Raw genomic sequence first — 22,399 nt, 5'->3', positions numbered from 1 at the left:
TACGACAGGTCTGTTTTAGTTGGCGAAGCTTGCGTGAAGGTGGCGACCCGCTTCAGAACCCGGTCTGGACGCGGGAGAAGACCATGTCGGTGAACAGCCCGATCTGCCCGCCGATAAAGGGAGCAGCAATGCCAAGCGCCACCATGACGGCGACGATCTTCGGCACGAAGGTGAGTGTCATTTCCTGAATCTGGGTCAGCGCCTGAATAAGAGCGATGACGAGGCCGACGATCATGGCCGTCAGCACGCCCGGGCTGGAGGCTATGAGAACCGTCCAGATGGCCGTGTGCATGACATCAAGAGCATCGGCTTCGTTCATGGTGGTCGGGTCCTGGCATTATCACGCGAATCGCAGATCCATGATGACAGCTGCCAGCGCCCAATACAATCGAACGGGCAGACCGCTGATCTGCCCGCCACAGCGTTTAGCTCGACGACGGCGTAGATTGCTTGGTGGTGGAGATGGTGATGCCTTCTCCGACAGCGATCTTGTCGCCTTTCGTCGTGGTGGCCGTGAGACCGTCCTTAGTCACCTCGACCGAGGCTATAACGCCGCTGGTCTTGCCGTCGGCGCTTGTAATTGTCTTGTCGATGTAGTTGGAAGCATTCGACAAGGAGGACTGGGCGATCAGGCTTTCCAGATTCGTATTCGTCTTGATCGTCTGCTCCACCTGAGAGAACGTCGCCAATTGCGAGATCTGCTGGCTGGCATCCATGGGATCGGTCGGATCCTGGTTCTTCATCTGAGCGATCAGAAGCTGCAGGAAGGCATCATAGTTCAGGGATGCCTTCGAAGCGTCGGACGATGAAGCCGAGTTCGTGCTGTTCGCGGTCTTGGCAGCGGCGGCTGAATTGAGGGGATCTATTGCCATGATGCCATTTCCCTTCTGAGGCCGGCGATCGCCGCTGGGCCAACTTCATCATTGTTCAAGATGCGTTCCTCGACCGGGTACAGGGCCCGGATCGCCTTCAATGCGTCGAATGCGCGATCCGAAGCGACCAGCGCGTCGATCTGCTTCAGCTCCTTGATGATTTCCGGGTTCCGGAAGCAGGACAGCAGCATCATGATCGAGCGGCGGAACATTGCTGTCGCCTGTTCCTTGCCGTCGGGATTGATGAGCATCATCTGGGCGATGAAATAGAGCTGGCGAAGCGGCGTCGTCGTATCTTCGGGCTGGAGAACATGGTTTTCCAGGAGGAACGTGACGTTGTTCAGGAACTCGAGCGAAACCTTCCGATCGACCCGCAGAACTGCGCCGTTGATGAAGATCTTCTCGCCAGACTTCAATGATATCCGTAGTGTGCTTTTCATCTTAGGCCATCCCTGATGATGGTAGTCACGTCAATGATCCCCTGGTAATTGTCGGACTGTCGCTTTCGAATGCGTTCGCATTCCTTCAGTATCCAGAGAGCGATGGAGATAAGCTTTGCCCGCAGCTCTATGCCGAGCTCGTTGTCGGGCTGGTTCAGATCTTCGATAAAACGCGTCCAAACGCGACGCGTGTAGTGGATGGCTTCTACGGCTTCCTGCCCATAGCGGGATTTGTCCGGAACAGCGGACAGAAGTTCGATCGAACGATCCAATACCTGGCGTTCTCTCTCACGAGCGCTTGCGAGGTCATCCTTAATTACCTCGGCATACGCGAACTGGAACATGCTTGCTTCCCTCATGTTGCAAACGAAGTGCCACCGACAACTAATCTTCAGAGATAGTTGACGAGGCTCATATCTTGTATCTTCGAGGTTATCTTATAGGAGGTCTCAACCTGCGTGAGCAGAGTGTTGAGACGGACCGACGCCTCGTAGGTGTCCACACCGACGAGACCCGTCAGCTGCGTATTGATAATGCCCATCTGCGACTTCATGGCCGTGTTCGCTTTTTCGACACGCTCCTGTGAAAGGCCCATGGACGACCGTTCTGCGTCGATGCCGGAGACAGCCAAGCCAGCCAAGGTGGTCACCTGGGTGTTGACGGCGCTCAAGGCGTCGGAAGACAGACCTTTGGTCGCCAGCTGTGACGTGATCAGACTGGAAAGCGCCAGATTCTTGAAGCCGTCTCCGTTGAGACTGCTCGACGTGGTGACGCTTTCGGACGTGCTGATGCGGCTCGACATCTTGTTGTCGGAGGCCTTGCTGTAGACGGACCAATCGAAGTTTGAAGTGTAATCCGTCAGAAACGTCTTCATCTGGCTGGACGTGATATCCGAAGCCGAAGCAATGCCGTTGCTCGACATGAAGTCGTCGAGGCTCGTGTTGAAGTTGTCCTTCAGGTCGCCGATGAACGTATCGCCGAGCGGTGCAACATCCGTGTTGATCCCCGAGAAAAGATATTCCCCGTTTGTCGAGACGTTCGCATAGCTGTTGAAGTTCTCCAACACCGACATGGCGGTATCGGCCGATACCTGCAAGCTGGTGGAGTCGCTGCTTCCGGACAAGGCCACGAGCGAATTGAGCAAGGTCTGCCCAGAATCCGACATCTGCTGCATGGCAAGCTGGGACGACTGCATGCGCTGGTTCGACATTGAATTGGAGTCGATGATCGCTTGCAGGCGCGCAGTCTCGCGGTCGTAATCAAGGCTCGTGGAGGTTCTGGTGCCCAGTTCCAGACCGACATCCTCGAAGGTGCCGCTGACGGATTCCTTCTGAAGTTTCGATATCTCGGCATGCGAGCTAGAGACGGTGAGCTGCATCGCCTGGCTGACGGACAGGGATGAGATGGACGTTGTCTTCATGACTAATTCGCAGCCTCCATCAGGGCGCCAAGCATATCATCGATGGTGGACAGCAGCTTTGATGCTGCTTTGTAAGACTGCTCCACATCGAGGAGCAGGATCAGTTCTTCATCCAGGTTGACGCCGGTCGAATTGGAATAAGCTTCCGTCGAACGCGACAGCATCGCAGAGGTCGTTTCGGATGCGTTGGTCGCACCGCTACGGTATTCTTCGGCCCAGCCGACAGAATCCGTCGAATAGTCGAGGATCGAGGCGCTGTTGCCGATCTGTGCGGCGGGATCGAAGTCCCTCGCGGTTTCGAAGCCTGCCACATATTGGTTAAGCAGTGTTGAAAAGCCGCTGGCACCGTCTGGATTCTGCGTGTCACCTGCGATCGAGCCGTCCCGGAGTTTCGACGGATCATTTATCGCAGCCTGATTCACGGTGATCAGGCCGGCCAGGCCATGGATGACCTGAGGAGTATCCGGAGATGGGTTGTAATTGGGCTCCGGGTCGTAATCCGCGACCGAGCCTGACGCCGGTCCGAACAGCCCCGGCACAGAGTCGGCGCCACTCTTTTCGGAAAACATCGAAACCAAGCCGCGGGCGATTTCGTCCAGCTGGTCCTGATAGGTCGGATAGATCTCGTCGCGCAGCTGCAGGAACGCCTGAAGGGAGCCTTGAGCCGTGCTGTCGCTGTTCTTGCCGGCGCCCAGCTCGACGCCGTCGATGTAGATGGCGCTACCCTTTATCGGAGTACCGGAGGAATTTGCGGCAGAATAGCTGGTCCTTGGATCGTATGAGACGGTGCGCGGAGAAGTCTCGAACAGGGTGATGCCGTCGCTCGTGTAGATCGACATGTTGTTGCCGCTGCCCGTGGCCGTGCTGACCCCGACGATGCCGGAGATCTGCTTCAACAGGCTTTCGCGGGTATCGAGCGCGTCATTGGCATCCGCGCCGGCAGACGTGGCTGCCATGACGGCGTCGTTGGCATCCTTGAACTGGCTCAAGAGCTTGTTGAGCTTGTCTATGGACGTCCCGATCTGCTGGTCGGCATCCGCCCGCAGGTTCTGCACTTCGGTGGTCGCCGTGTTGAGCGAGGTCGCCACGTCCACGGCGGAATTCACAGCCGCGGATGCGAGGGTCGAGTCGCCCGGCGTTGCCGCGTAGGCCTGCAGAGCATCCCGCATGTCTGCGAGTGCCTTGGACGGCGCAAGCGCGTAGTCGTCGCCGCCCATGATTGCGTGAAGGGAGTTCAACCCTGACAGGAGCGTCTGCTGTCCTGCATCGTCCGATGTCGACGTCAACGTCTGCTTCAGGAGCGCCGAATCCTGCGTCCTGTCGATTGCGACGGTTGTGGCACCTGAGTAGGCATTCGTCGTGACCGTCGCAGTACGGCGATTGTAATCGCTGTTGCTGACGTTCTGGACGTTTGTCGACAAGACCGCGGTTTGCGTTGCGGAATTGCTGAGGGTATTTTTTGTCGTGCTCAGTGCCGATGCAAGTGACATCGTTTAACTCCCAACTACCGGACCAGATTTATTAGTACGTCCATCAGATCGGATCCGGTCTGGAATACCTTCGAGTTCGCGCTGTAGCTGCGCTGAGACTCGATCATCTCGGTGAGCTCGTTCGCAAGATCGACGTTGGAGGTTTCCAGCGCGCCGGAAACGATCTTCCCGAACCCGCTGGTGCCTGCAAAGCCGAGCGTGACGACGCCCGAATCGCTGGTGGTGCTGTAGACGTTGCCCGAGCCTACTTCGAGATTGTCCGGGCTTTCGACCGTTGCCATCGCGATCTGGTAGAGCGGCTTGGTCGAACCGTCGGCATAGACCGCATTGATGGTGCCGGCGGCATCGATCTTGACGCTCTCGATCGAGCTCGGCTTGCTGCCGTTGACGCTGCCGCTCGAAATATTCGACTTTGCTGCAAGCTGCGTCATCTTGGACAAGTCGATCTTGATGCCAGCGCCGTCGCCATCCTCGTCGATAAGGATCGACAGATTGTCAGGGCTGCTATCTACATCGACCAGCTTGCCGTTGGCGTCGTAGGTTAGCGGAATATCCGACATCACCGGGCTGACTGGATTGCCATCGACATCCTGATAGGGGAAGCTGCCATTGCCAGCCTTACTCGCATCGGCTGCGTTATAGACTGTCAGTCCCCATGCGTCCGGCTCCGTGGCGGTCTTGGAGAAGTAGAAGTCGTAAACCACAGGATTGCCGAGGCTGTCATAGCTCGTCAGCGACGTCTTGAGCGTGCTGTTCATATCGACTTTGACGTCGGTCGTATTTTCGCTCGGAAGGTGATCCGTCACCACCGCAGCCGCACTGTTGAGGTTGCCGGCCAGTGAACCGTTGGTGGATGCGACTGCGCTGAGATCGTTGCCGCCGACATTGATCGGGATCAAGCCGTCATAGCTGTTGACGACGGTGGTGGGCGTGCCGGATTCGTAGGAGTAGCCGAGCAGCGTGTAGCCGGCCGCATTCACTAGATATCCGCTTTCGTCCTTGGTAAAATTGCCAGACCGCGTCAGGAAGGTGTTGCCAGCGGTGTCCTGGACGACGAAGAAACCGTTGCCCTGGATCGCGAGATCGGTCTTGGAGGTGGTGTACTCAAGCGCACCCTGCTCGGAGACCGCGTAGGAGGTCGATGTCTCTACGCCGCCCGAATTGTAAGCGCCAGCCGTCGAAGGCAGAACGAGCGACGAGAACGAGGTCGATGCTTTCTTGTAGGCAGTCGTCGAAGAATTGGCAATGTTGTCGCCGACGGTGCCCAAGCGGTTCGCCTGTGCCGACATACCGGATACGGCGGTTTTCATGGTTCCAAAAAGGCTCATAGGAATCCTCGTTCATTTAGGCTTTTGAGTTTTAATAAGCGGGCCTTGCGTGAAGCTGTCTGTTTATCCTGCTCAGCTGGATCGACATGCTAACCCGAAGTTCGTGCTGCATTTTTTCGAAGAAAAGGACGTGTCTGCATAAACAAAAACGGCACCTTGTGACAGGTGCCGTTCAGGACGTTCTTTCGGGTTATTGCCAGTCGATGCAGTAGCCCAGGAAGCGCTTGGAATCGATGGGATCGAAGCCGAGTTTCTTGCGCAGTTTCTTGCGCAGCTTGCTGATGTGGCTTTCAACGACGTTTTCCTCGACGTCCTCGTCGAAGACCCCGTAGATCGCGTTGAAGATCTGCGACTTCGATACGCGGCGGCCGCGGTTCGAGATTAGATATTCCAGGATACGGCGCTCGCGCCTCGGAAGCGCGAAAACCTCGCCTTCCACTTCCGGATCGCGACCGTCCGAGAAGACCCTGATCGGACCGACATCGGTATGGCCGGCAATGGCCCGCAGGCGGCGCCGGATGGCTGCAGCCCGAGCCAGGATTTCGCGCGGGTGGACCGGCTTGCGCACCACATCATCGACTCCGCAGTCGAACAGTGCCAGGGTCGCCTCCAGAGAAGGCTGATCGCTGACTGCGATCACCGGTGCCTGGCTGCGTCCCCGAATGGCCCGCGGCAGGTCGTGGATCAGTTCGCCCTGACCAATCAGAAACGCCTCGATTGCCGCAATATCGGCCTCCGCTGCGGAGTTTACCCAACCGGTAAATTCCTCCGCATCAAAGCCTGTGGACGGAACGCCTTCCCGCCCAAAAAGGGATGTGTAACCATCCTTAACAATTTGTCGATCATCAACCACTACGATCATTCGTCCGCCTCCGAATCAGTGTCGCATTCTGGTGATCAAGTAGTACGAATCGGCTGGAATCGGAGCAACTAGAGGAAGTCACAGGGCTTTGCTAATAGTTGATTAACCATGATGCATCGATTTGGCTCTACATCTAGTAGGTATAGCCCGCATGCACCCTAGAGTGTTGTGGAAAATTAACTATTTATGAAGGAGCTTCCTTGCAATGGAAGGCAGAGAGGAATCCAGCAGCAGCCGTCCCAAACGTAACAAGTAACAATAGTATTCTATTTTAAGTTGCGGAACCGGCACAGAAAGCCGAGGCATTCGGAGTCCATTTTCCAAAGCCCGTCGCGACCAGATTAGCAATGACGCGGCACACATATTGCTGCTGGGCCGGATTGTTGTTCGGACCGGCATGGTATCTGGCTACCGCCATCGTCCAGGTCTCATGCCGATCGTGGAGACGCTTCAAAAAGAGAGCGGCGTATTCCACGTTTTTCGCCGGATCGAACATGTCCTGCACGGAGGCAAATTCTTCTCCGTGGTAGTGGTGGTTGATCTGCATGCAGCCGAGATCGATGAGCGTCGCACCAGCGTTTTTGGCCTGCGCGAAGAGCGCCAGCGCCTCCTGCAGAGAGGATGCGAAATACGCCTTGCCTTCGACATTAAGCGCATAGGCGCTGAGCGAACCCTTGCGCCCGGTTTCGGTCAAGCCGACGGAATAAAGGATGCCCTCGGGGATGCCGTACTTGCGGGCCGCGGACTGGATCTGCCTCTCGCACCCGCCTGCCTGCTGCGCCTTGGCGTCAAAGGTAAACGCTGCCAGCGTTACCATTGCTCCTGACAGAAGCTTCAACGGCAGTTTCATTGCGGTTCTCCGTCTCATTGCCACCAGGCTGACCAGATGACCGGCCCTGGGCCTGCTGGCGTGCTGCTTCGCCGTCCCTCTGGGGTTGCTGATGCTGCGCCTGCGGGTTGTTGTTTGCCTGCGGCTGCCCGCTGGACGAATTGGAATTAGGATCCGCCGAGGATGCCAGGCTGACTGTCACCTGATCGACGTTGAAGCCTTGGGCGCGCAAGGCTTCCAGCATGGGCTTGCTGTCGTTGCTAAGCTCCCGGTAAGCGGCCGCATTGTGCACGGTCAGGTGGATTGACAGCTCTTCGCCTTGCAAGCGCATGTTTGCCGTCACCGTGCCGAGATGCTCCGGGCTCAGCTGAAGCTTCAGCGTGTTGACGACATTGCCGGTACTGGAGACGCTGGCTGCGTTGGAAAGACTGGAGGCGGGATACATGGCCGAGGCCCAGTCGCGATCGTTCGATGCTGCCGAAAGCAGGTTGCTGGCATTGCTGCCCATGCCGAAACCGAGATAGCGGCGGGAATCGAGTACAGTGATCATCTCGGGCTTCTCGATATCTCCGACACTCTCCTGCAGTTCCGCGCCTCCACCGTCACCCTTGGTGATCGAAAGGCTGATGGCAACGGCCGCATCGCCCACCTTCTGGAAACGGAACGACTTCGTATCCGGGGCGTCCGTCTCCCCGCCGGTTGGCGCCAGGAAATCCATCGAGGTGTCGCTATCGTCCAGGGAGACGGCTGCGTCGATCTTGGCCGGACCATCCGCGATGGTGCCGTCGGTCGCATTCAATGCAGACGGATCGCCCTTGGCCCCTGTGGCGGAATTGACCATGAGTTGCAGAAGCGCCTCGGCGGAAGCCGATGAAGGTGCCAGCTGGGCATTGGCCGCTGGAGCCGGGGCATCGGCTTGGCCGCTGCCTGCAACATCATCGGGGCTTGCAGCTTCGTCAGCGGCCTTCCCTTTGCTGCCTTCGGCGAGCGCAGATGAGGGACGCTTCACGCCCGTGACTGCCGCGGTGAATTTTGTGAGGTCGAGTCCGGCTGCCAGTTCCTCCTGGCCCGCCGACACTAACGCTGCCGAAATTTCATCAGCCGACAAGTCAGTCTTCGCGCCGGTTGCGCGTGGAGGCACCTGGCCGTCGTCTGCCGGCAGCGCGCCCTGTTGTGCCGCAGCCTGAAGGAGCGCCTGGGCCGCAGCACTTTGCTGCGCTGCCGTCTGCGCCATGTCCGCAGGCGGTTGTTGTTGCGCACCTTGAGGAGCAATCGCCTGAAGCAGGGTCTGGGCTGTATTGGTTGCCGGCTGCGAAGGCGGCTGGGGTGCATCGGTCGATGCCTGCTCGGCCGCCTGCTGAGCAGCGGATGTGTCCGTGCCTGCGGTTCCGGTCATCTGTAGCTGCGACCCTAGCGAAGCGAGGTTGTTGAGCGCGTTGAAGCGGGCAGCCGGCGTGCTATCGGCAGACGGATTGGTTTCTTGCCCGTCGAGTTGCGCGGGGTTGGAATTGTTATCCTCGTTCGCATCCGTCAGCGCCCGGGCAAAAGCGCCGGCGTCGCCGCCTTGGGAAGACGTTTTGCTGAGCAGAGCGGCCATCGAGGGATCGGTCACCGTGCTCGTCGCGGCAGCTGCAACATTCGTCATTTTCTTGCTTCCCCCTTCAGCAAATCATCAATCTGCTTCAGCTTCATTCGGTTTTCGTCCAGATAGGACTTAAATTCACTGTCTGCCTGGACAGCCTGCGGACCGGCCGGCTGACTATCCGGCGAGGGTGCCAAAGCAGTGGTCATGGAATTGTCCGTGGCAGGAGTTGGTGCGCTGCCTGCGCCCAGCGATGCAGGCATCAATATCTGCTCTGCGACGTTTCGTGCGGCATCGCGCAGTTTCTTGTCACGTTCCGAAAGCGTCTCATCCGGAATCAGCGAAATGCTCTCCACCGCATCGGAAACCTTGGCCGTCGAAATATTGGCGAGATCGCCGTACAGTTGCCCCATGGCCTTGCCGCCCCCGGCAATATCTGCGGCAGGCGGCGCGGCGCGAGCAGATGCGTCGCGGGCCAGATCCTGTTTGCCCGCCAGAAGCGCCCGCCGTGCAACCCGCAGGTAAAGTTCCTTGGCTCGCTCATCATCCATCATGGCGACGATGTCGGCCCACTGACTGCGCTCAAAGCGCCCCTCGCCATCAACGATCAGCTGGACGAACATATCGACGAACTGACTGGCATAAGGGGAATAAAGAAAACGGCGAACATATTTGCCCGACAGGTCGAGCGACCGGGGAAAGTCCGAAATTTGCAGGGCAACCGCCAGCGAACGGCGCAGCGCGGCCTCCTCGAGATTGGTGCCCGGAGCCAGAAGCCTGGCCTGATCGAAATAGCCGAGCGCCTTCTGAGGCTCGACTGCAGCCGTGGTGTTGCCGGCGACCAAAGCCAGATAAGGGCCGACATCCGTCGTGCCATATTCCTTCACCAGTTCATCGAAGGCCGGCAGGACCGAGACACCCTGCCCTTGCAGGTAGCGCCTCAAGACCCGCGTCAGGCGACTGTCGAAATCGCCCTCTATGTCGCGCGAGGCTAGATATTCGAGCGTCTGCGGATTGCCACCGCTCATGGCGAACATGAAAACCGCATCCACATTGCGGGTATCCTTGAAGGCTTCCGGGCCGATCGTGCGCAGTCGCTGGTCGAGCGTCTTCAAAAGGAAGCGCTGCATTTCATTGGCGGAATGGTCGCCCATGACGATGGAATCCTGGATGAACTGCAGCGAGCGCATCATCTTGTAGGGTTCCAGGTCGTCTGCGGCCAAGGCAGGGCCAGCCCCGGCGAGCAAGGCGCCCGCGAGGATGGATCTAATTCTGCTTTGGCGATTGCGCGAACGCATCATCAGGACCTTTTCTATCGAGCCTATCAGCCGCGGAAGCGACTATCCCTGGCCGAGCAGGATTTCGATGCGGCGGTTTGCTCCGTCCATCGGATTGTTGGGAACCTGCAGGCGCCGGTCGGCAAAGCCGGATACCTGCTTCACCCGGTCCTCCTTCAGTCCGCCCCGCACCAGCATGTAGTAAGCCGCATGAGCGCGGGACATGGAGAGGCCCCAGTTGTCTCCCGAGCTTCCCTTGTAGGGACGAGCGTCCGTATGACCGCGGATAATCACGGAGCCCTGCCGCTCGGCCAGAACCTTGCCGATCTTTTCCATGGCAAGGACCAGTTCCTTGTTCGGCAACGCCGATCCGACTCCGAACATGGAGGTATTGGCCTCGTCCGATACGGTGATCAACACGCCGCCTTCGGCCGGTTGAACGACGATGCCTTCGGCAAGCTTGCCGGCGATCCCGGAGACCTGGCTCTGGATTTCCTTCTGCAACGCGTCGGCCTCCTGCTGCCGCGCCGCCTCGCTTGCCTTGGCCTCGGCAGCAGCCTTTGCGTCCGTAGTGGCCTTGGCGCCGTCCTTGCCAGTAGCGACAGGCTCCGTCTTGGCAAGCTCGGTCGGAGCCGCAGGCTTCACGTCGGTCTTGGATGGATCGACTGTGGGTGCCGGCGGCTGCGAGAAGGCGCTGGCCTCCTGTCCCGGCAGGCTCGTGTCGGCGCTTTGCTTGCCGTTACCTTTCGAAGCGACGTCGAGCTGCTTGCTCCAGAAATCGGGATCGAAGGGGTCTCGGTAGGCTTCGCCGCCATCCGCGCCTGTCGACGGACCTGAATTGCTGGCACCGCCCTCACCCTTGGTGCTGACATTGTCCTGCTGGCCCACTTCCTGGGCAATATTGGCCAACACCGAATAGGGGTTCTTGAACAGATCCGACTCGGAATAGTTCATCTCGTCGCCCGAGGCGGAAATGGACTCCCCGTCGAGACCGGCCTTGCCGCCGCCGACTCGATCGTTCTCCACCGAAGACTTCTGCTCGGTTGCTTCGCCTTCCGCCTGGTCGGCCGGCTTCTTTATGCCTTTCGAGGCAGGCGTGTCGTCGGATAGGGGCACGGGATTGAAATAGCTTGCCAGAGAAGCCTTGGTCTCTTCGTTGGATGCGTTGACCAGCCACATGACGAGGAAGAAAGCCATCATGGCGGTCATGAAGTCGGCAAATGCGATCTTCCAGGCGCCGCCGTGGTGGCTGTCATGATCGCCTTTGTGGCGCTTGATGATGATGATCTCGTTCTTGCCGTGGTGATGGTTTTCAGCTTCGCTCATGCCAGAACTCGCTCAAGGTCGGCCGCAAAGGCTGAGAGCCGCGTGACGAGAAGGGTATCGCCCATCTCGACACGAAGGTCCGTTCCCTCGGTGGGATGAAATTCGATAGTGCTGCCTGCCTCTTCGAGCTTGTCGCGGAGGAGATCGCAAAGGTGCTCCGGTCCCGAAACCTTGATCTGTTCGAGAACCTCCTTGGCAAGCTCGGGCTTCAATTGTTCGGCCAATTCCTCGACAGCCTGACGATCGAACTGTTCCTTCAGGATGGGAGCCAGGAGACGTACCGTGGCATCGGCCAGATCGGAAGTAAGGCGATCGAAAAGTTCCGGCAGTGCCTTGGCAAGATAGTCGGCAATACCGCCCTCGAACTCCTGCCGCTGCATTTCCAACTCGGCCTCATGCTTCTGCTGCAACTCGGCCAGGGCTTCCGCATGTTCGGCGGTCATCTGTTCGCTCGCCGCCTTGAACCCCTCGTCATGGGCCTGGCGGCGCTCCGCCTCGAGATCGACCTGCTCCACGAACGGTTCGATAGCAGGGAAATGGGATTCGACTTCGACGAGCGGCGGCGCCTCGAAATGCACAGCCGCCGGCATCGACTCCGCACCGAAGTCCCGCAGATATCTGGCCAGTGGGGAATTCATCACGCACTCCATCAACGTCGTCTGCAGCTTGGACGCCGCAGCATCCTCCATCCGCTGTCTCTGCCACCCATTGCCTTCCCATATGCGTCAGCAAGGAACGGCGCGGGAGCGTCGGCGAAGGAATAGATGCAAAACTAGGCAAGTAAACTTGTGCGAGGATGATGCCGGCCATGTCCACAAAAGCAGACGGCCGCTCCAGGGGAACGGCCGTCTCAAGATCGGGATCGGAAAGGCTCTTACTGCTGGAAGAGCTTGAGAATGTTCTGCGGACCGGAATTGGCGATCGACAGCGACTGGACGGCGAGCTGCTGCTGCGTCTGCAAGGCAGACAGCTTGGCAGATTCTTCTTCCATGTCTGCATCGACCAGACGGCTGACGCCTTGCTCGATGGCGTCGGAAAGCTTGGAAGCGTAGCTCGTCTGCAGATCGATACGGGTGGTCAGGGCACCGAGGGCTGCGCCCCCATCCGTCAGCTTGGAGAGAGCGTTTTCGACATTGCTCAACTGAGTTGCAAGACTGTTGGTGGTGATATCGGATACATCGACGCTCATCACATCGTCCGTGAGGATGCCACCGGTGGTGACGCCCGTCGTAGGATCGATCGATTCGAACAGAGCATTGTTCGCGATGTCGTAAGTGGCGGTGGTGACTGAAACGCCGGCATCGGTACGAACGAAACCGTCAACGACCGTGCCGGTGTTGGCGCCATTGTTGACCATCCAGTTTTCGCCGCTGAAGGAAGCGCCCTTGGCGATGGAAACCAGCTGTTCCTTGAGCTTGTTCACTTCGAGCTGGATCTGGCTCTTGTCGGTCGAGCTTTCAGTTGCCGTGACGATCTTCGATTTGATCTCGTTGACGACGTCGATGGCGCTCTGCATGGCGGCATAACCAGTGTCGACTTTGGCAGCGCCGACGCCGAGGGCGTCGGAAGCAGCGTTCAGGGCCTTGTTGTCCGAGTTCATGGTGGTCGAGATCGACCAGTAGGCAACGTTGTCGGCAGCCTTGCTCACCTTGTAGCCCGAAGACACCATGTTTTGAGTGTCTTCGAGGTTCTTGTTGATGGTGCTAAGCGTCTGGAGTGCGGAATTTGCGGCGACGTTCGTCAAGATGCTGGTCATTGAAAATTGCCCCTTGTGGCGTATTGAACTGGGTGGGCACCCCGGGTGCTCCGGTAACGACGATCAGCTTCATGCTTGCCGCTTCCATGATCGGCTCGTCGCTGCGATGACCGAAGAAAATCATTTTATGGTTAACAGCCGGTTAAACATGACATTGCACCGGCAATCTTCGTTACTTTTCTCCTTCCAAACAGCTTATTCCCGGCACCCGGCACACTAAAGGTCAGGATCGACGCACAGGACAATAGGATGCGGCGGGTGTCTAATCTGGCGACGAGTGCTGCATCCCTTGCGAATCATCACCACGATCCGGAGCGGCATCGTGATGCGCTGAACTGAGGTGACGGCAAACCGGTATGGCTGACGGCCAGGTGACGGATCCGGTTCCTCCCCGGTATTGCCAAGCCCACCGGATTTCGAACGTCTCGCGACACCACTTCCTTAATAGCGAGATGCTGAATTTTCAAACTGTTAACCACAGTTTAGAGCGCTTCCGCCGGCGGCCCGAATTTAAGGGCTTGGCAAGAATTGGCTGCGAGATTGAGCGCCAGATGATGGGCTTGGGCCGTTAAGGAACAAGAGGCATGAAGCCGAACCGTCGTTTACCGGTGACAATACCGAGTCCGGTATGTCCTCCTTTTGTATAGAGTCCAGGGGACACTCCAAATGACTAGCATTAACTTTAATTCGTCCGCTTCGGCGGCACTCCAGACGCTGAGCAGCATCAACAAGAGCCTTGAACAGACGCAGAGCAGCGTTTCTTCCGGCTATAAGGTTGGCAAGGCGTCGGACAACGTCGCCTACTGGTCGATCTCGACCACCATGGACTCAGACAACAAGGCCCTGAACGCTGCTTCCGACGCCCTCGGCGTCGGCGCTGCCAAGGTCGATACCGGCTATGCCGCCATGCAGAGCGCCATCGACGTCGTCAACGAGATCAAGACGAAGATCGTCACGGCAACTGAAAGCTCGACCGACAAGAGCCAGATCCAGCTCGAAGTCGGCAAGCTGCAGGAACAGCTGGTTTCCATCGCCAAGGGCGCTTCCTTCAGCGGCGAAAACTGGATGGTCAACAATGCCGCCAACACCGGCACGGTCGTTGACGGCTTCGTTCGTACCGGTTCGGCCGTCGAGGTAACGACTGCCAGCTACGACATCGCGAACAATGCTCTGTTCGAATCGATCGATCCTACGACGGGCGTCACCACCGGCGGCATCCTCACGGACGACGTAATGAGCGTCAACGTGACCGATATCACCACCAACAGTCTTGCAACTCAGTTGAGCAATGTCGATGGCGCTCTCGCCAAGATGACCAAGGCCGGCGGTGCTCTCGGTGCCCTGACCACCCGTATCGATCTGCAGACGAACTACGCCTCCAAGCTTTCCGACGCCATCGACTCCGGCGTCAGCCGTCTGGTCGATGCAGACATGGAAGAAGAATCTGCCAAGCTGTCTGCCTTGCAGACGCAGCAGCAGCTCGCCGTCCAGTCGCTGTCGATCGCCAACTCCAGCTCGCAGAGCATTCTGCGTCTGTTCCAGTAAGCACTTAAAGCGGGTCCGGATCTTTCAGATCCGTCTGTCGCGCTTCAGGTCACTATTTGCCGCATGTCGTTGGGGCAAACCGCTGCACATCATTGTGCAACATGATTAGCTTACGACAGGACCATCGTCCGAAGAAAGCCCCGGTTCGCCGGGGCTTTCTTCGTTTTGGATTGGCCATAAAGAGAAAAATTGCAGCAAACTGCAATGACCGGCCGTCCTTTTGAACTTCATTAACCTTAATAGTGTTTCCTACAGTCATCTAAGCGGCGGGCCGGAATGTAGTGCGTTACTTCCGACCAGCATGAAGCTCAAAAGCCGCTTTCCGGTGTTTTCCGGGATGTCCCCTCTCCTGTTTCTTTTTGCCTAGGGGTTTAGTAATGACGAGTATCCTGACCAACATCTCCGCAAATTCCGCACTCCAGACGCTGAGCAGCATCAACAAAGACCTGCAAGACACCCAGAAGATGGTGTCTTCGGGCTACAAGGTCGGCAAGGCCTCGGACAACGTCGCCTACTGGTCGATCTCGACCACCATGAACTCGGACAACAAGGCCCTGAACGCTGCTTCCGACGCCCTCGGCGTCGGCGCTGCCAAGGTCGATACCGGCTATGCCGCCATGCAGAGCGCCATCGACGTCGTCAACGAGATCAAGACGAAGATCGTCACGGCAACTGAAAGCTCGACCGACAAGAGCCAGATCCAGCTCGAAGTCGGCAAGCTGCAGGAACAGCTGGTTTCCATCGCCAAGGGCGCTTCCTTCAGCGGCGAAAACTGGATGGTCAACAATGCCGCCAACACCGGCACGGTCGTTGACGGCTTCGTTCGTACCGGTTCGGCCGTCGAGGTAACGACTGCCAGCTACGACATCGCGAACAATGCTCTGTTCGAATCGATCGATCCTACGACGGGCGTCACCACCGGCGGCATCCTCACGGACGACGTAATGAGCGTCAACGTGACCGATATCACCACCAACAGTCTTGCAACTCAGTTGAGCAATGTCGATGGCGCTCTCGCCAAGATGACCAAGGCCGGCGGTGCTCTCGGTGCCCTGACCACCCGTATCGATCTGCAGACGAACTACGCCTCCAAGCTTTCCGACGCCATCGACTCCGGCGTCAGCCGTCTGGTCGATGCAGACATGGAAGAAGAATCTGCCAAGCTGTCTGCCTTGCAGACGCAGCAGCAGCTCGCCGTCCAGTCGCTGTCGATCGCCAACTCCAGCTCGCAGAGCATCCTCAAGCTGTTCCAGTAAGTAAGCAGAACAAGCGGAGATCCAACTTCGAAAGGTCGCGCTCAGCGCGGCCTTTTTCCGTTGCGTGGCCTACAGGCCCGTCACAGCCGATAGGCGTTTCAAGGAATTTACGAAAAAGACCGGATGAGCGAGCCGACCAGAAGGTTCCAGCCGTCGATCAGCACGAAGAACAGGATCTTGAACGGCAGCGAAATCGACGTGGGCGGCAGCATCATCATACCCATCGACATGGTAATGCTGGCGACGATCATATCGATGACCAGAAACGGCAGCACGATCAGGAAGCCAATTTCAAAGCCGCGCCGTATTTCCGACAGCATGAAAGCTGGGATCAGCACCCGATAATCCGTCTGAGCGCCCAAGGTCACGGTCTGGCCGCGCTCGCGGGCAATATCGACGAAGAGGGCGACGTCCTTGTCACGCACATTGGCGATCATGAACTCCCGGAAGGGCTGCGCGATCCGCTGCACCGCTTCCGCCTCATCGATCTGGTTCTGAAGGAGAGGCTGGGCCCCTTGCTGCCAGGCCCGATCCATGGTCGGCGCCATGACGTAAAACGTCATGAAAAGAGCCATGCTGGTAAGGATCATGTTGGAGGGGGTGGTAGACAAACCCATGCCCGACCGCAGGATCGAGAAGGCGATGATGAACCTCGGAAAGCTCGTCACCATGATCAGGATGCCGGGCGCCACCGAAAGGATGGTCAGCAGCCCGAAGGTCCGGATGATCCATGCGGAAACCGAGCCGTTGACCGGCAGGTTCAACAAGTCCGTCGCCGACTGCTGGGCATGTGCTGCTTCAGGCACGATCGCAAGCAGGGCGACGACAAGGAGAAATCGGATCATTCGATGACAAAGGTCCTGAATACCAGATCAGCGACCTTGCCTTGCGACCTCAGCTTGGCTCTCTCCTTCAGATCGTCTCGAAGATAAGAAAAGCCCCGGGGTCCTTGAATCTGCTGTAGTGACACGGTTCGCATATAGGCCAGTATATCCTCCTGGACCGTCCCTGCCACTGCCTCATCCACGTTTTCACCGAAAATTAACGATATCTCCAGCCGGACCAGGCTGTCGGACGGATAGGCGAGGTTTGCGATGATCGGTTCCAGCTGCTTGACGTGACTGACGGCGCCCGCGCCGTGCTCCCCACCGGCAGGCGCGCCGTGCTCTCCGGCTGGTGCCGCATGGGATTCGGCCTCTGGCTTGGCAGGCGCCGGCGCGATGAGCTTGCCAACGACCCAGCCGCCGCCGCCGCCGACCAGCGTCAGAGCCACGACGGCAATGGCGGTGAGCATCACCGCCGATTTCTTCTTGGGAGGCTCCGCCGCCACGCTGCTGTCGGTCATGAGACCCGAACTCCGTTAGACACTTCTGCTCGCAAACCGATCAGATCGGCGAGAAGAGGTCGCTGATCTGCTGTCCGACAGGGGGCTGCTGCACCTCCATCAAGCGGCCGCGTCCACCGTAGGATATGCGAGCTTCTGCGATCTTTTCATAGGAAATAGTGTTTTCGGAGCTGACATCCTGAGGTCGCACAATGCCGGCGACGTTCAGGATGCGGATCTCGTGATTGACCCGAACCTCCTGCGAGCCGCTGATCACCAGGTTTCCGTTTTCCAGGATGCCGGTGACGACCGCCGCGACCACAAGCGTCAGCTTTTCCGCGCGACTGATGGTTCCCTTGCCCTTCGACTCGCTGTCGGAGTCGAAGCCCAGCTTCGAATCGGTCTCCGGCTTCCATCCTAGGATCTTAGCCGATGCGTTCCAGTTGGTATCCTTGCTGTTCTTGCGCGACCGGTCCGTTTCGTTGTCGAAGCTCGCCTTGTCGTTGATCGAAATGTTGACGGTCATGATGTCGCCGACGGCCAAGGCACGGGCGTCCTTGAAGAGCGCCGCCTGGCTATCGCTCCAGAGCGAGAAGCCGCTTGCCATATGGTGCGGCTGTTTGGGGTAAAGCGACATCTGCTGCGTCTGGCCATAGGCCAGGCCGCTGCCGATCGGACTCATCGCCGGAGCATTGCCGATTTCCTTGACGGTCTGAAGCTGGCCGCTTTGACATCCCGCGAGAAGAGACGTGGCTGCGAGAAGGACGCCGATGTGCTTAATCATGACGGATCTTTCGGAATCTGGGGATTGACCGCGCTCGCCATGATGCGGGCAACCGTTGCGGCTTTCTTGGCATCCATTGCGCTGAGGATCTGGCTCGACTGGCGCGGCGGCAGCCGCATGATGATGGCGGCAGCGATGCTGATGTCCATCTCATCGAACTGCGGCGCGACTTCATCGGCCTTGGACGTCCTGTAGATATCGACGAGACCGGCCTTTGCCTTTTCCATGAAGTCGTCGCGCCGCTTTAGCCATTCTTCGTATTCGGCCCGGCGTGTCTCGAGCATCTTGATCCGGTCGTTGACGTCGGCCTGCAGCTTTTCGAGGTCCTGCTTCTGGAGCAGGTAGCGCTGATCGCGCGCGGCATCGACGATGGTCCCGCAATATTGCTGGACTTCCTGCTGGCTCGTGCCGGCTTCGGGCGCAGCGCCCAGGAGTTGAGGTTGCGCCGGCTGCTGCGCCTGCGCACTCGGCAGCAGGACCATGGACACGGCAGCGGCAAGAATTGCGAGAGAGCTGCGGCCGATCGGAGGCAAAGAGCTAAGATAGGTCTTCATTGCAGCACGAGCTCCGCTTGCAGGGCTCCGGCCGACTTGATTGCCTGGAGGATGGAGATGATGCCGTCTGGCTTGACGCCGATATTGTTCAATCCGGCCACAAGGGTCTTGAGGTCAGGACCCTCGATAACGGCGATCTTGCCGCCCGTCTTCTGTGCCTGGATGTCGGTTTGCGGCTGAATGGCCGTCTCGCCGTAGGAGAAGGCTTCCGGCTGGACGACCTGCGGGGATTCCGTGACCTGCACGGTGAGCGTGCCATAGCTCACGGCGACCTTGGACACCCGGACGTCGGCGCCGATGACGATCGTGCCGGTGCGCTCATTGATGACGACCTTTGCCGGGCTATCCGTCATGACGATCAGATTTTCGAGGTCCGCCATCAGCCGCGTCAGATCCGCCGTGCGCGGCTTCTGGACCACGACTTCCTGGGAATCGCGGGCTTCCGCGATGGCATCTCCGAAGGTACGGCGGGCAAAAGCGTTTACCGCATCGGCAATGCGAACCGAGGTGGAGAAATCCGGGTTGCGCAGCTGGAATACCAGATTGACCGAATCTTTGAACTTCGACGGCAATTCGCGCTCGATGATGGCGCCGCCCGGCACACGACCAGCGGTCGTGACACCCTCGGTCACGCTGGCGGCCGCGCCTTGTGCATTGAAGCCCGACACGATGACCGAGCCTTGGGCGACCGCATAGATCTGCCCGTCCGCGCCGGTAAGGGAGGTCATGACGAGGGTGCCGCCGCGCAAGGACGTGGCGTCGCCCAGCGAGCTTACGGAGACGTCGATGCGGCTGCCGGGGCTTGCGAATGAGGGCAGATTGGCAGTGACCATGACGGCGGCAACGTTCTTGGCCGCGCTCTGGCCGCCTTGCGTCGAAATGCCGAGGTTCTGCAGCATGGCGCGCATGGACTGGTCGGTGAAGGGCGAGGAGCGCAGGCTGTCGCCCGACCCCTGAAGTCCGACGACGAGGCCGTAGCCGATCAACTGGTTTTCGCGCCCGGACTGCAGCGATGCGATATCCTTGATGCGGGATGACGTGGCACTGGCCGCCATGGACGGCTGCAGGGTGACGACCGTCAGGGCCGCGGCCAGAAGAAGCTTGATGGCTTTCATCTCTGCAGCACCTCGACGCTTCCGTCAGCCATGACCGTGCCGGTGACGGTGACGCCGGTATCGAGGTTACGAACCTTGATGAGTTCCCCGACCATGGCATCCTGCGTGGAAGACCCCCGCGCCGAGATCACCATCTGGGACGAGGAAAAGGTCAGGCGGACATTGGTGCCGCGCTTGACCGCGAAAGGTTCCTGTAGGGCTCCGAGCTGGATGGTTCGCCCGGCGATCAGAGTGCGCTTGGAGACCTTGCCCACCACCTGATCGACCGAACTTGCATATCCGGGGGCAAGATTGGGATTGGTGACGGCCACTGCATCCACCGCATTCGCGCCGATGACATCGCCCGGGTAGATCGTGACGCTGGGCACGACCGCATATTTTGCCTGCTCGAATGCGGCCGCCGGACCGACGAGAGCGGCTAGAAGCGCTCCCGCTAGCCAGTTCTTCATTACGTTTTTCAGGCAAAGCATCATGCTTATCCTCTTTGAATTGCGCTATTTCAGGTTCTTACTGACGATCTGCGCCATCTCGTCGGCAGTGGTGATCACCTTGGAATTCATCTCATAGGCGCGCTGCGCGGAGATGAGGTCCGTGATTTCCTTGACCGCATCGACGTTCGAATTTTCGAGATAGGCCTGCTTCAGGTAGCCGAAGCCAGTTTCCTGCGGATTGGCGACGATCGGCTGACCGGAGGCTGGCGTTTCCTGGAAAAGGTTGTCGCCCAGGGGTTTCAGGCCGGCATCGTTGACGAAATTGGTCAGCGTGATCTGGCCGAGATTTGTCGTGGTATTCGATGTGCCGATCGTTGCCGTCACCACGCCGTCCTGGCTGATGGTGACCTGGGTGGCATCCTGCGGGATGGTGATCTGCGGGATCACGCCGTATCCGTCAGCGGTGACCAGACGGCCGGTCGAGTCCTTGTTGAAAGAGCCGGCGCGGGTATAGAGCGTCTCGCCGTTGGTGCCTTCGACCATGAACCAGCCGCGGCCGACGATCGCCATGTCGAGGTCGTTGCCGGTCTGGGTCACTTCACCCTGGATATGCAGCTTGCGGACCGCCTGGGTCTGCACGCCGAGACCGATATTGGCGCCTTCCGGCACTTCCGACTGGTTGGCGCGGTTGGCGACGCCCTGGGCCTTCTCCGTCTGGTAAAGAAGGTCGGTGAATTCCGCCCGCGACCGCTTGAAGCCGGTCGTGTTGATGTTGGCGATGTTGTTGGCGATGACTTCAAGATTGGTCTGCTGCGCGTCCATACCGGTGGCAGCGATTGCAAGTGCTCGCATGGCTTATCGTTCCAATCTCTAAATCTGCATCTTGGTGACGTCGAGGTAGGCCGCCACGATCTTGTCGCGGAAGGCCGTCGCGGTCTTGAGCGTCTGCTCAGCCTCCATGACGGCATCGACCACCTCACGGGTGTTCGCCTTGCCCTGGATGCCAGCGATGGATGCGGTTTCACCGCCCTTCAAGGACTTGACCGCGTCGCTTGCCATGCTGCCCATGATCTCGCCGAAGCCTGGGCCGGCAACCGCCGTGCCGGCGACATTGGCCACAGCGCCAAGAGCCTTGGAAATGACGTTGTCGCCCGAGGCGCCGTCCGTCTGCTGGGTAAATAGGCCCAGACCTTCAATAGGATTGATCATGTTTAACCTTTCAGAAGATCTATGGTCGCGGAGATCAAGTCGCGCGACTGGCGAATGCTTTGCAGATTGGCTTCGTAGCTGCGGTTGGCTTCACGCAGGTCGGCCATTTCCACCAGCATATTGACGTTGGGAAGCTTCACCATTCCCTGCGCATTGGCAGCCGGGCTGCTGGGATCGTGCTCCTCGATGAAGTTGCCCTTGTCCACGCCGATCTTCTTGACGTTGACCATCTTCGTGCCGCTGGTCCGGTCGAGCTCGCTGCCGAAGGTGATCGTCTTGCGGCGATAGGGGTCAGCACCTGGCGTATCGCCAGTTGTGCGGGCGTTGGCGATATTTTCGGATACGATGCGCAGGCGGGTCGCTTCCGCTTCCATCCCGCTACCGGAAATCTTCAGGGCTGCTGATAAAGGATCCATGGGTCTCACTTCCCGAGTGCCGTCAACATCATGTTGTGGAACGCCTTGACCAGTTGCGTATTCAGGTCGTACTGGCGCTTGATTTCACCGCTTTTGGAGAGTTCGTTTGCAACCGCGACGGTGTTGCCGGATTCCTGCACACCGATTTCGTTGTTCAACTCCTCATCCTTCACTTCGATCTTGTCGCCGCCGATGGTGTCACCGGCAAAATGCGCCGCACTGGTACGGGCCATTGGCGTGTAGGAGGACTCGAGCACGGACTGGAAAGGCGTCACGTCCTGAGCACGGAACTTCGGCGTATTGGCATTCGCGATGTTCGTGCTGACGACTTGTTGCCGGACGGACAGCCATTCCGCCTGCTTCGAGGCAAGCTCAAACAATTGTATCGACTGCATCGGCTCTTCTCCGTCTTCTCAACTAAGAAGTAGGCTAAGAAACTTGCGTGGGACTTGTGAGAACGCGCCGTTTCCCAAGGCTTGCAGACACAATGCCGCGTTTGCCACTCGGCCCCTGGAGCCAGTGGGCGGTGGAACCGATCCACATACAGGTTCCGGCCAGGGAGTTGAGGCCGCCTTCATCTTCT

General features: G+C 58.7%; 26 protein-coding genes. 2 read left to right on the top strand and 24 right to left on the bottom strand.

Annotated features, from left to right (window positions below; genetic code table 11):
- Positions 1-52: 52 nt before the first annotated feature.
- The 14 genes from fliQ to EPK99_RS15250 form a co-directional block, all read right to left on the bottom strand.
- Positions 53-319, bottom strand: coding sequence for a flagellar biosynthesis protein FliQ (gene fliQ, locus EPK99_RS15315; protein WP_128443943.1), 267 nt, complete (start codon positions 317-319; stop codon positions 53-55).
- Positions 320-425: 106 nt separating this feature from the next.
- On the bottom strand, positions 426-872 hold the full coding sequence (gene flgD / locus EPK99_RS15310; RefSeq protein WP_128443942.1) for a flagellar hook assembly protein FlgD: 447 nt from the start codon (positions 870-872) through the stop codon (positions 426-428).
- Positions 863-1,312: a flagellar biosynthesis repressor FlbT gene (flbT, locus tag EPK99_RS15305; protein WP_128443941.1), complete on the bottom strand. Its 450-nt coding sequence runs from the start codon at positions 1,310-1,312 to the stop codon at positions 863-865. The genes flgD and flbT overlap by 10 nt, the downstream gene beginning before the upstream one ends.
- The gene (gene flaF, locus EPK99_RS15300; RefSeq protein WP_128443940.1) at positions 1,309-1,656 is read right to left on the bottom strand and encodes a flagellar biosynthesis regulator FlaF; all 348 of its coding nucleotides are present in this window, start codon (positions 1,654-1,656) and stop codon (positions 1,309-1,311) included. The genes flbT and flaF overlap by 4 nt, the downstream gene beginning before the upstream one ends.
- A gap of 47 nt (positions 1,657-1,703) precedes the next feature.
- Positions 1,704-2,732 (bottom strand): flagellar hook-associated family protein, encoded by a 1,029-nt coding sequence (locus EPK99_RS15295; RefSeq protein WP_128443939.1) that lies wholly within the window; start codon positions 2,730-2,732, stop codon positions 1,704-1,706.
- Between the two features lie 2 nt (positions 2,733-2,734).
- Complete coding sequence (flgK, locus tag EPK99_RS15290; protein WP_128443938.1) at positions 2,735-4,222, bottom strand: flagellar hook-associated protein FlgK; 1,488 nt, start codon at positions 4,220-4,222, stop codon at positions 2,735-2,737.
- Positions 4,223-4,236: 14 nt separating this feature from the next.
- Positions 4,237-5,550, bottom strand: coding sequence for a flagellar hook protein FlgE (locus EPK99_RS15285; protein ID WP_128443937.1), 1,314 nt, complete (start codon positions 5,548-5,550; stop codon positions 4,237-4,239).
- A 190-nt stretch (positions 5,551-5,740) separates the two neighbouring features.
- A complete protein-coding gene (gene rem / locus EPK99_RS15280; protein WP_128443936.1) occupies positions 5,741-6,412 on the bottom strand; it encodes a transcriptional activator Rem in 672 nt (223 codons plus the stop codon).
- Positions 6,413-6,683: 271 nt separating this feature from the next.
- Positions 6,684-7,262 carry a lytic transglycosylase domain-containing protein gene (locus EPK99_RS15275; protein ID WP_128443935.1) on the bottom strand — a complete coding sequence of 193 codons (579 nt, stop codon included), beginning with the start codon at positions 7,260-7,262 and terminating at the stop codon, positions 6,684-6,686.
- Positions 7,201-8,886: a flagellar hook-length control protein FliK gene (locus EPK99_RS15270; protein WP_128443934.1), complete on the bottom strand. Its 1,686-nt coding sequence runs from the start codon at positions 8,884-8,886 to the stop codon at positions 7,201-7,203. The genes EPK99_RS15275 and EPK99_RS15270 overlap by 62 nt, the downstream gene beginning before the upstream one ends.
- The gene (locus EPK99_RS15265; RefSeq protein ID WP_128443933.1) at positions 8,883-10,046 is read right to left on the bottom strand and encodes a chemotaxis protein; all 1,164 of its coding nucleotides are present in this window, start codon (positions 10,044-10,046) and stop codon (positions 8,883-8,885) included. The genes EPK99_RS15270 and EPK99_RS15265 overlap by 4 nt, the downstream gene beginning before the upstream one ends.
- Before the next feature lie 117 nt (positions 10,047-10,163).
- Entirely contained in the window at positions 10,164-11,426 is a 1,263-nt protein-coding gene (locus EPK99_RS15260; protein WP_128443932.1) for a MotB family protein, read from the bottom strand.
- Positions 11,423-12,064, bottom strand: a complete 642-nt coding sequence (locus EPK99_RS15255; protein ID WP_128443931.1) for a hypothetical protein — start codon at positions 12,062-12,064, stop codon at positions 11,423-11,425. Before EPK99_RS15255 ends, EPK99_RS15260 begins: the two co-directional genes overlap by 4 nt.
- Positions 12,065-12,300: 236 nt before the next feature.
- Positions 12,301-13,182, bottom strand: coding sequence for a flagellin N-terminal helical domain-containing protein (locus tag EPK99_RS15250; RefSeq protein WP_128443930.1), 882 nt, complete (start codon positions 13,180-13,182; stop codon positions 12,301-12,303).
- Between the two features lie 666 nt (positions 13,183-13,848).
- Here EPK99_RS15250 and EPK99_RS15245 point away from each other — a divergent pair.
- Positions 13,849-14,727 carry a flagellin N-terminal helical domain-containing protein gene (locus EPK99_RS15245; RefSeq protein ID WP_128443929.1) on the top strand — a complete coding sequence of 293 codons (879 nt, stop codon included), beginning with the start codon at positions 13,849-13,851 and terminating at the stop codon, positions 14,725-14,727.
- 377 nt (positions 14,728-15,104) lie between these two features.
- The gene (locus EPK99_RS15240) at positions 15,105-15,983 is read left to right on the top strand and encodes a flagellin N-terminal helical domain-containing protein (RefSeq protein ID WP_128443928.1); all 879 of its coding nucleotides are present in this window, start codon (positions 15,105-15,107) and stop codon (positions 15,981-15,983) included.
- Between the two features lie 107 nt (positions 15,984-16,090).
- Here the strand turns inward: EPK99_RS15240 and fliP are convergent, their stop codons facing one another.
- From fliP to flgB, 10 genes are read right to left on the bottom strand one after another with little or no spacing between them, the layout of a single operon-like run.
- Positions 16,091-16,828, bottom strand: coding sequence for a flagellar type III secretion system pore protein FliP (fliP, locus tag EPK99_RS15235; RefSeq protein ID WP_128443927.1), 738 nt, complete (start codon positions 16,826-16,828; stop codon positions 16,091-16,093).
- Positions 16,825-17,328: a flagellar basal body-associated FliL family protein gene (locus tag EPK99_RS15230; RefSeq protein WP_128443926.1), complete on the bottom strand. Its 504-nt coding sequence runs from the start codon at positions 17,326-17,328 to the stop codon at positions 16,825-16,827. The genes fliP and EPK99_RS15230 overlap by 4 nt, the downstream gene beginning before the upstream one ends.
- A gap of 40 nt (positions 17,329-17,368) precedes the next feature.
- On the bottom strand, positions 17,369-18,091 hold the full coding sequence (flgH, locus tag EPK99_RS15225; RefSeq protein WP_128443925.1) for a flagellar basal body L-ring protein FlgH: 723 nt from the start codon (positions 18,089-18,091) through the stop codon (positions 17,369-17,371).
- Positions 18,088-18,645, bottom strand: a complete 558-nt coding sequence (locus EPK99_RS15220; RefSeq protein ID WP_128443924.1) for a MotE family protein — start codon at positions 18,643-18,645, stop codon at positions 18,088-18,090. Before EPK99_RS15220 ends, flgH begins: the two co-directional genes overlap by 4 nt.
- Positions 18,642-19,700: a flagellar basal body P-ring protein FlgI gene (locus EPK99_RS15215; protein ID WP_245582469.1), complete on the bottom strand. Its 1,059-nt coding sequence runs from the start codon at positions 19,698-19,700 to the stop codon at positions 18,642-18,644. The genes EPK99_RS15220 and EPK99_RS15215 overlap by 4 nt, the downstream gene beginning before the upstream one ends.
- 56 nt (positions 19,701-19,756) lie before the next feature.
- Positions 19,757-20,209, bottom strand: coding sequence for a flagellar basal body P-ring formation chaperone FlgA (gene flgA / locus EPK99_RS15210; RefSeq protein WP_245582433.1), 453 nt, complete (start codon positions 20,207-20,209; stop codon positions 19,757-19,759).
- Between the two features lie 45 nt (positions 20,210-20,254).
- Positions 20,255-21,043 carry a flagellar basal-body rod protein FlgG gene (gene flgG, locus EPK99_RS15205; protein WP_128443921.1) on the bottom strand — a complete coding sequence of 263 codons (789 nt, stop codon included), beginning with the start codon at positions 21,041-21,043 and terminating at the stop codon, positions 20,255-20,257.
- Positions 21,044-21,061: 18 nt separating this feature from the next.
- Positions 21,062-21,400: a flagellar hook-basal body complex protein FliE gene (fliE, locus tag EPK99_RS15200; protein ID WP_128443920.1), complete on the bottom strand. Its 339-nt coding sequence runs from the start codon at positions 21,398-21,400 to the stop codon at positions 21,062-21,064.
- A gap of 2 nt (positions 21,401-21,402) precedes the next feature.
- Positions 21,403-21,816 carry a flagellar basal body rod protein FlgC gene (gene flgC / locus EPK99_RS15195; protein ID WP_128443919.1) on the bottom strand — a complete coding sequence of 138 codons (414 nt, stop codon included), beginning with the start codon at positions 21,814-21,816 and terminating at the stop codon, positions 21,403-21,405.
- A 5-nt stretch (positions 21,817-21,821) separates the two neighbouring features.
- A complete protein-coding gene (gene flgB, locus EPK99_RS15190; protein ID WP_128443918.1) occupies positions 21,822-22,211 on the bottom strand; it encodes a flagellar basal body rod protein FlgB in 390 nt (129 codons plus the stop codon).
- Positions 22,212-22,399 lie beyond the last annotated feature (188 nt).

It is taken from the genome of Neorhizobium lilium, assembly GCF_004053875.1.
Classification (GTDB): domain Bacteria; phylum Pseudomonadota; class Alphaproteobacteria; order Rhizobiales; family Rhizobiaceae; genus Neorhizobium; species Neorhizobium lilii.
Note: the sequence above shows the minus strand (reverse complement) of the source record. Positions and strands in the feature narration are given on the sequence as shown.

Coding starts and splice junctions, on each gene's coding strand:
- EPK99_RS15220 (WP_128443924.1), bottom strand. CDS start 18,645: ATGAAGACCTATCTTAGCTCTTTGCCTCCGATCGGCCGCAGCTCTCTC.
- EPK99_RS15250 (WP_128443930.1), bottom strand. CDS start 13,182: ATGACCAGCATCTTGACGAACGTCGCCGCAAATTCCGCACTCCAGACG.
- flgC (WP_128443919.1), bottom strand. CDS start 21,816: ATGGATCCTTTATCAGCAGCCCTGAAGATTTCCGGTAGCGGGATGGAA.
- flgD (WP_128443942.1), bottom strand. CDS start 872: ATGGCAATAGATCCCCTCAATTCAGCCGCCGCTGCCAAGACCGCGAAC.
- EPK99_RS15240 (WP_128443928.1), top strand. CDS start 15,105: ATGACGAGTATCCTGACCAACATCTCCGCAAATTCCGCACTCCAGACG.
- rem (WP_128443936.1), bottom strand. CDS start 6,412: ATGATCGTAGTGGTTGATGATCGACAAATTGTTAAGGATGGTTACACA.
- EPK99_RS15260 (WP_128443932.1), bottom strand. CDS start 11,426: ATGAGCGAAGCTGAAAACCATCACCACGGCAAGAACGAGATCATCATC.
- fliP (WP_128443927.1), bottom strand. CDS start 16,828: ATGATCCGATTTCTCCTTGTCGTCGCCCTGCTTGCGATCGTGCCTGAA.
- fliE (WP_128443920.1), bottom strand. CDS start 21,400: ATGATCAATCCTATTGAAGGTCTGGGCCTATTTACCCAGCAGACGGAC.
- flgB (WP_128443918.1), bottom strand. CDS start 22,211: ATGCAGTCGATACAATTGTTTGAGCTTGCCTCGAAGCAGGCGGAATGG.
- EPK99_RS15255 (WP_128443931.1), bottom strand. CDS start 12,064: ATGAATTCCCCACTGGCCAGATATCTGCGGGACTTCGGTGCGGAGTCG.
- flbT (WP_128443941.1), bottom strand. CDS start 1,312: ATGAAAAGCACACTACGGATATCATTGAAGTCTGGCGAGAAGATCTTC.
- flaF (WP_128443940.1), bottom strand. CDS start 1,656: ATGTTCCAGTTCGCGTATGCCGAGGTAATTAAGGATGACCTCGCAAGC.
- EPK99_RS15285 (WP_128443937.1), bottom strand. CDS start 5,550: ATGAGCCTTTTTGGAACCATGAAAACCGCCGTATCCGGTATGTCGGCA.
- fliQ (WP_128443943.1), bottom strand. CDS start 319: ATGAACGAAGCCGATGCTCTTGATGTCATGCACACGGCCATCTGGACG.
- flgG (WP_128443921.1), bottom strand. CDS start 21,043: ATGCGAGCACTTGCAATCGCTGCCACCGGTATGGACGCGCAGCAGACC.
- EPK99_RS15230 (WP_128443926.1), bottom strand. CDS start 17,328: ATGACCGACAGCAGCGTGGCGGCGGAGCCTCCCAAGAAGAAATCGGCG.
- flgK (WP_128443938.1), bottom strand. CDS start 4,222: ATGTCACTTGCATCGGCACTGAGCACGACAAAAAATACCCTCAGCAAT.
- EPK99_RS15275 (WP_128443935.1), bottom strand. CDS start 7,262: ATGAAACTGCCGTTGAAGCTTCTGTCAGGAGCAATGGTAACGCTGGCA.
- EPK99_RS15270 (WP_128443934.1), bottom strand. CDS start 8,886: ATGACGAATGTTGCAGCTGCCGCGACGAGCACGGTGACCGATCCCTCG.
- EPK99_RS15215 (WP_245582469.1), bottom strand. CDS start 19,700: ATGGCGGCCAGTGCCACGTCATCCCGCATCAAGGATATCGCATCGCTG.
- EPK99_RS15295 (WP_128443939.1), bottom strand. CDS start 2,732: ATGAAGACAACGTCCATCTCATCCCTGTCCGTCAGCCAGGCGATGCAG.
- EPK99_RS15245 (WP_128443929.1), top strand. CDS start 13,849: ATGACTAGCATTAACTTTAATTCGTCCGCTTCGGCGGCACTCCAGACG.
- flgA (WP_245582433.1), bottom strand. CDS start 20,209: ATGAAGAACTGGCTAGCGGGAGCGCTTCTAGCCGCTCTCGTCGGTCCG.
- flgH (WP_128443925.1), bottom strand. CDS start 18,091: ATGATTAAGCACATCGGCGTCCTTCTCGCAGCCACGTCTCTTCTCGCG.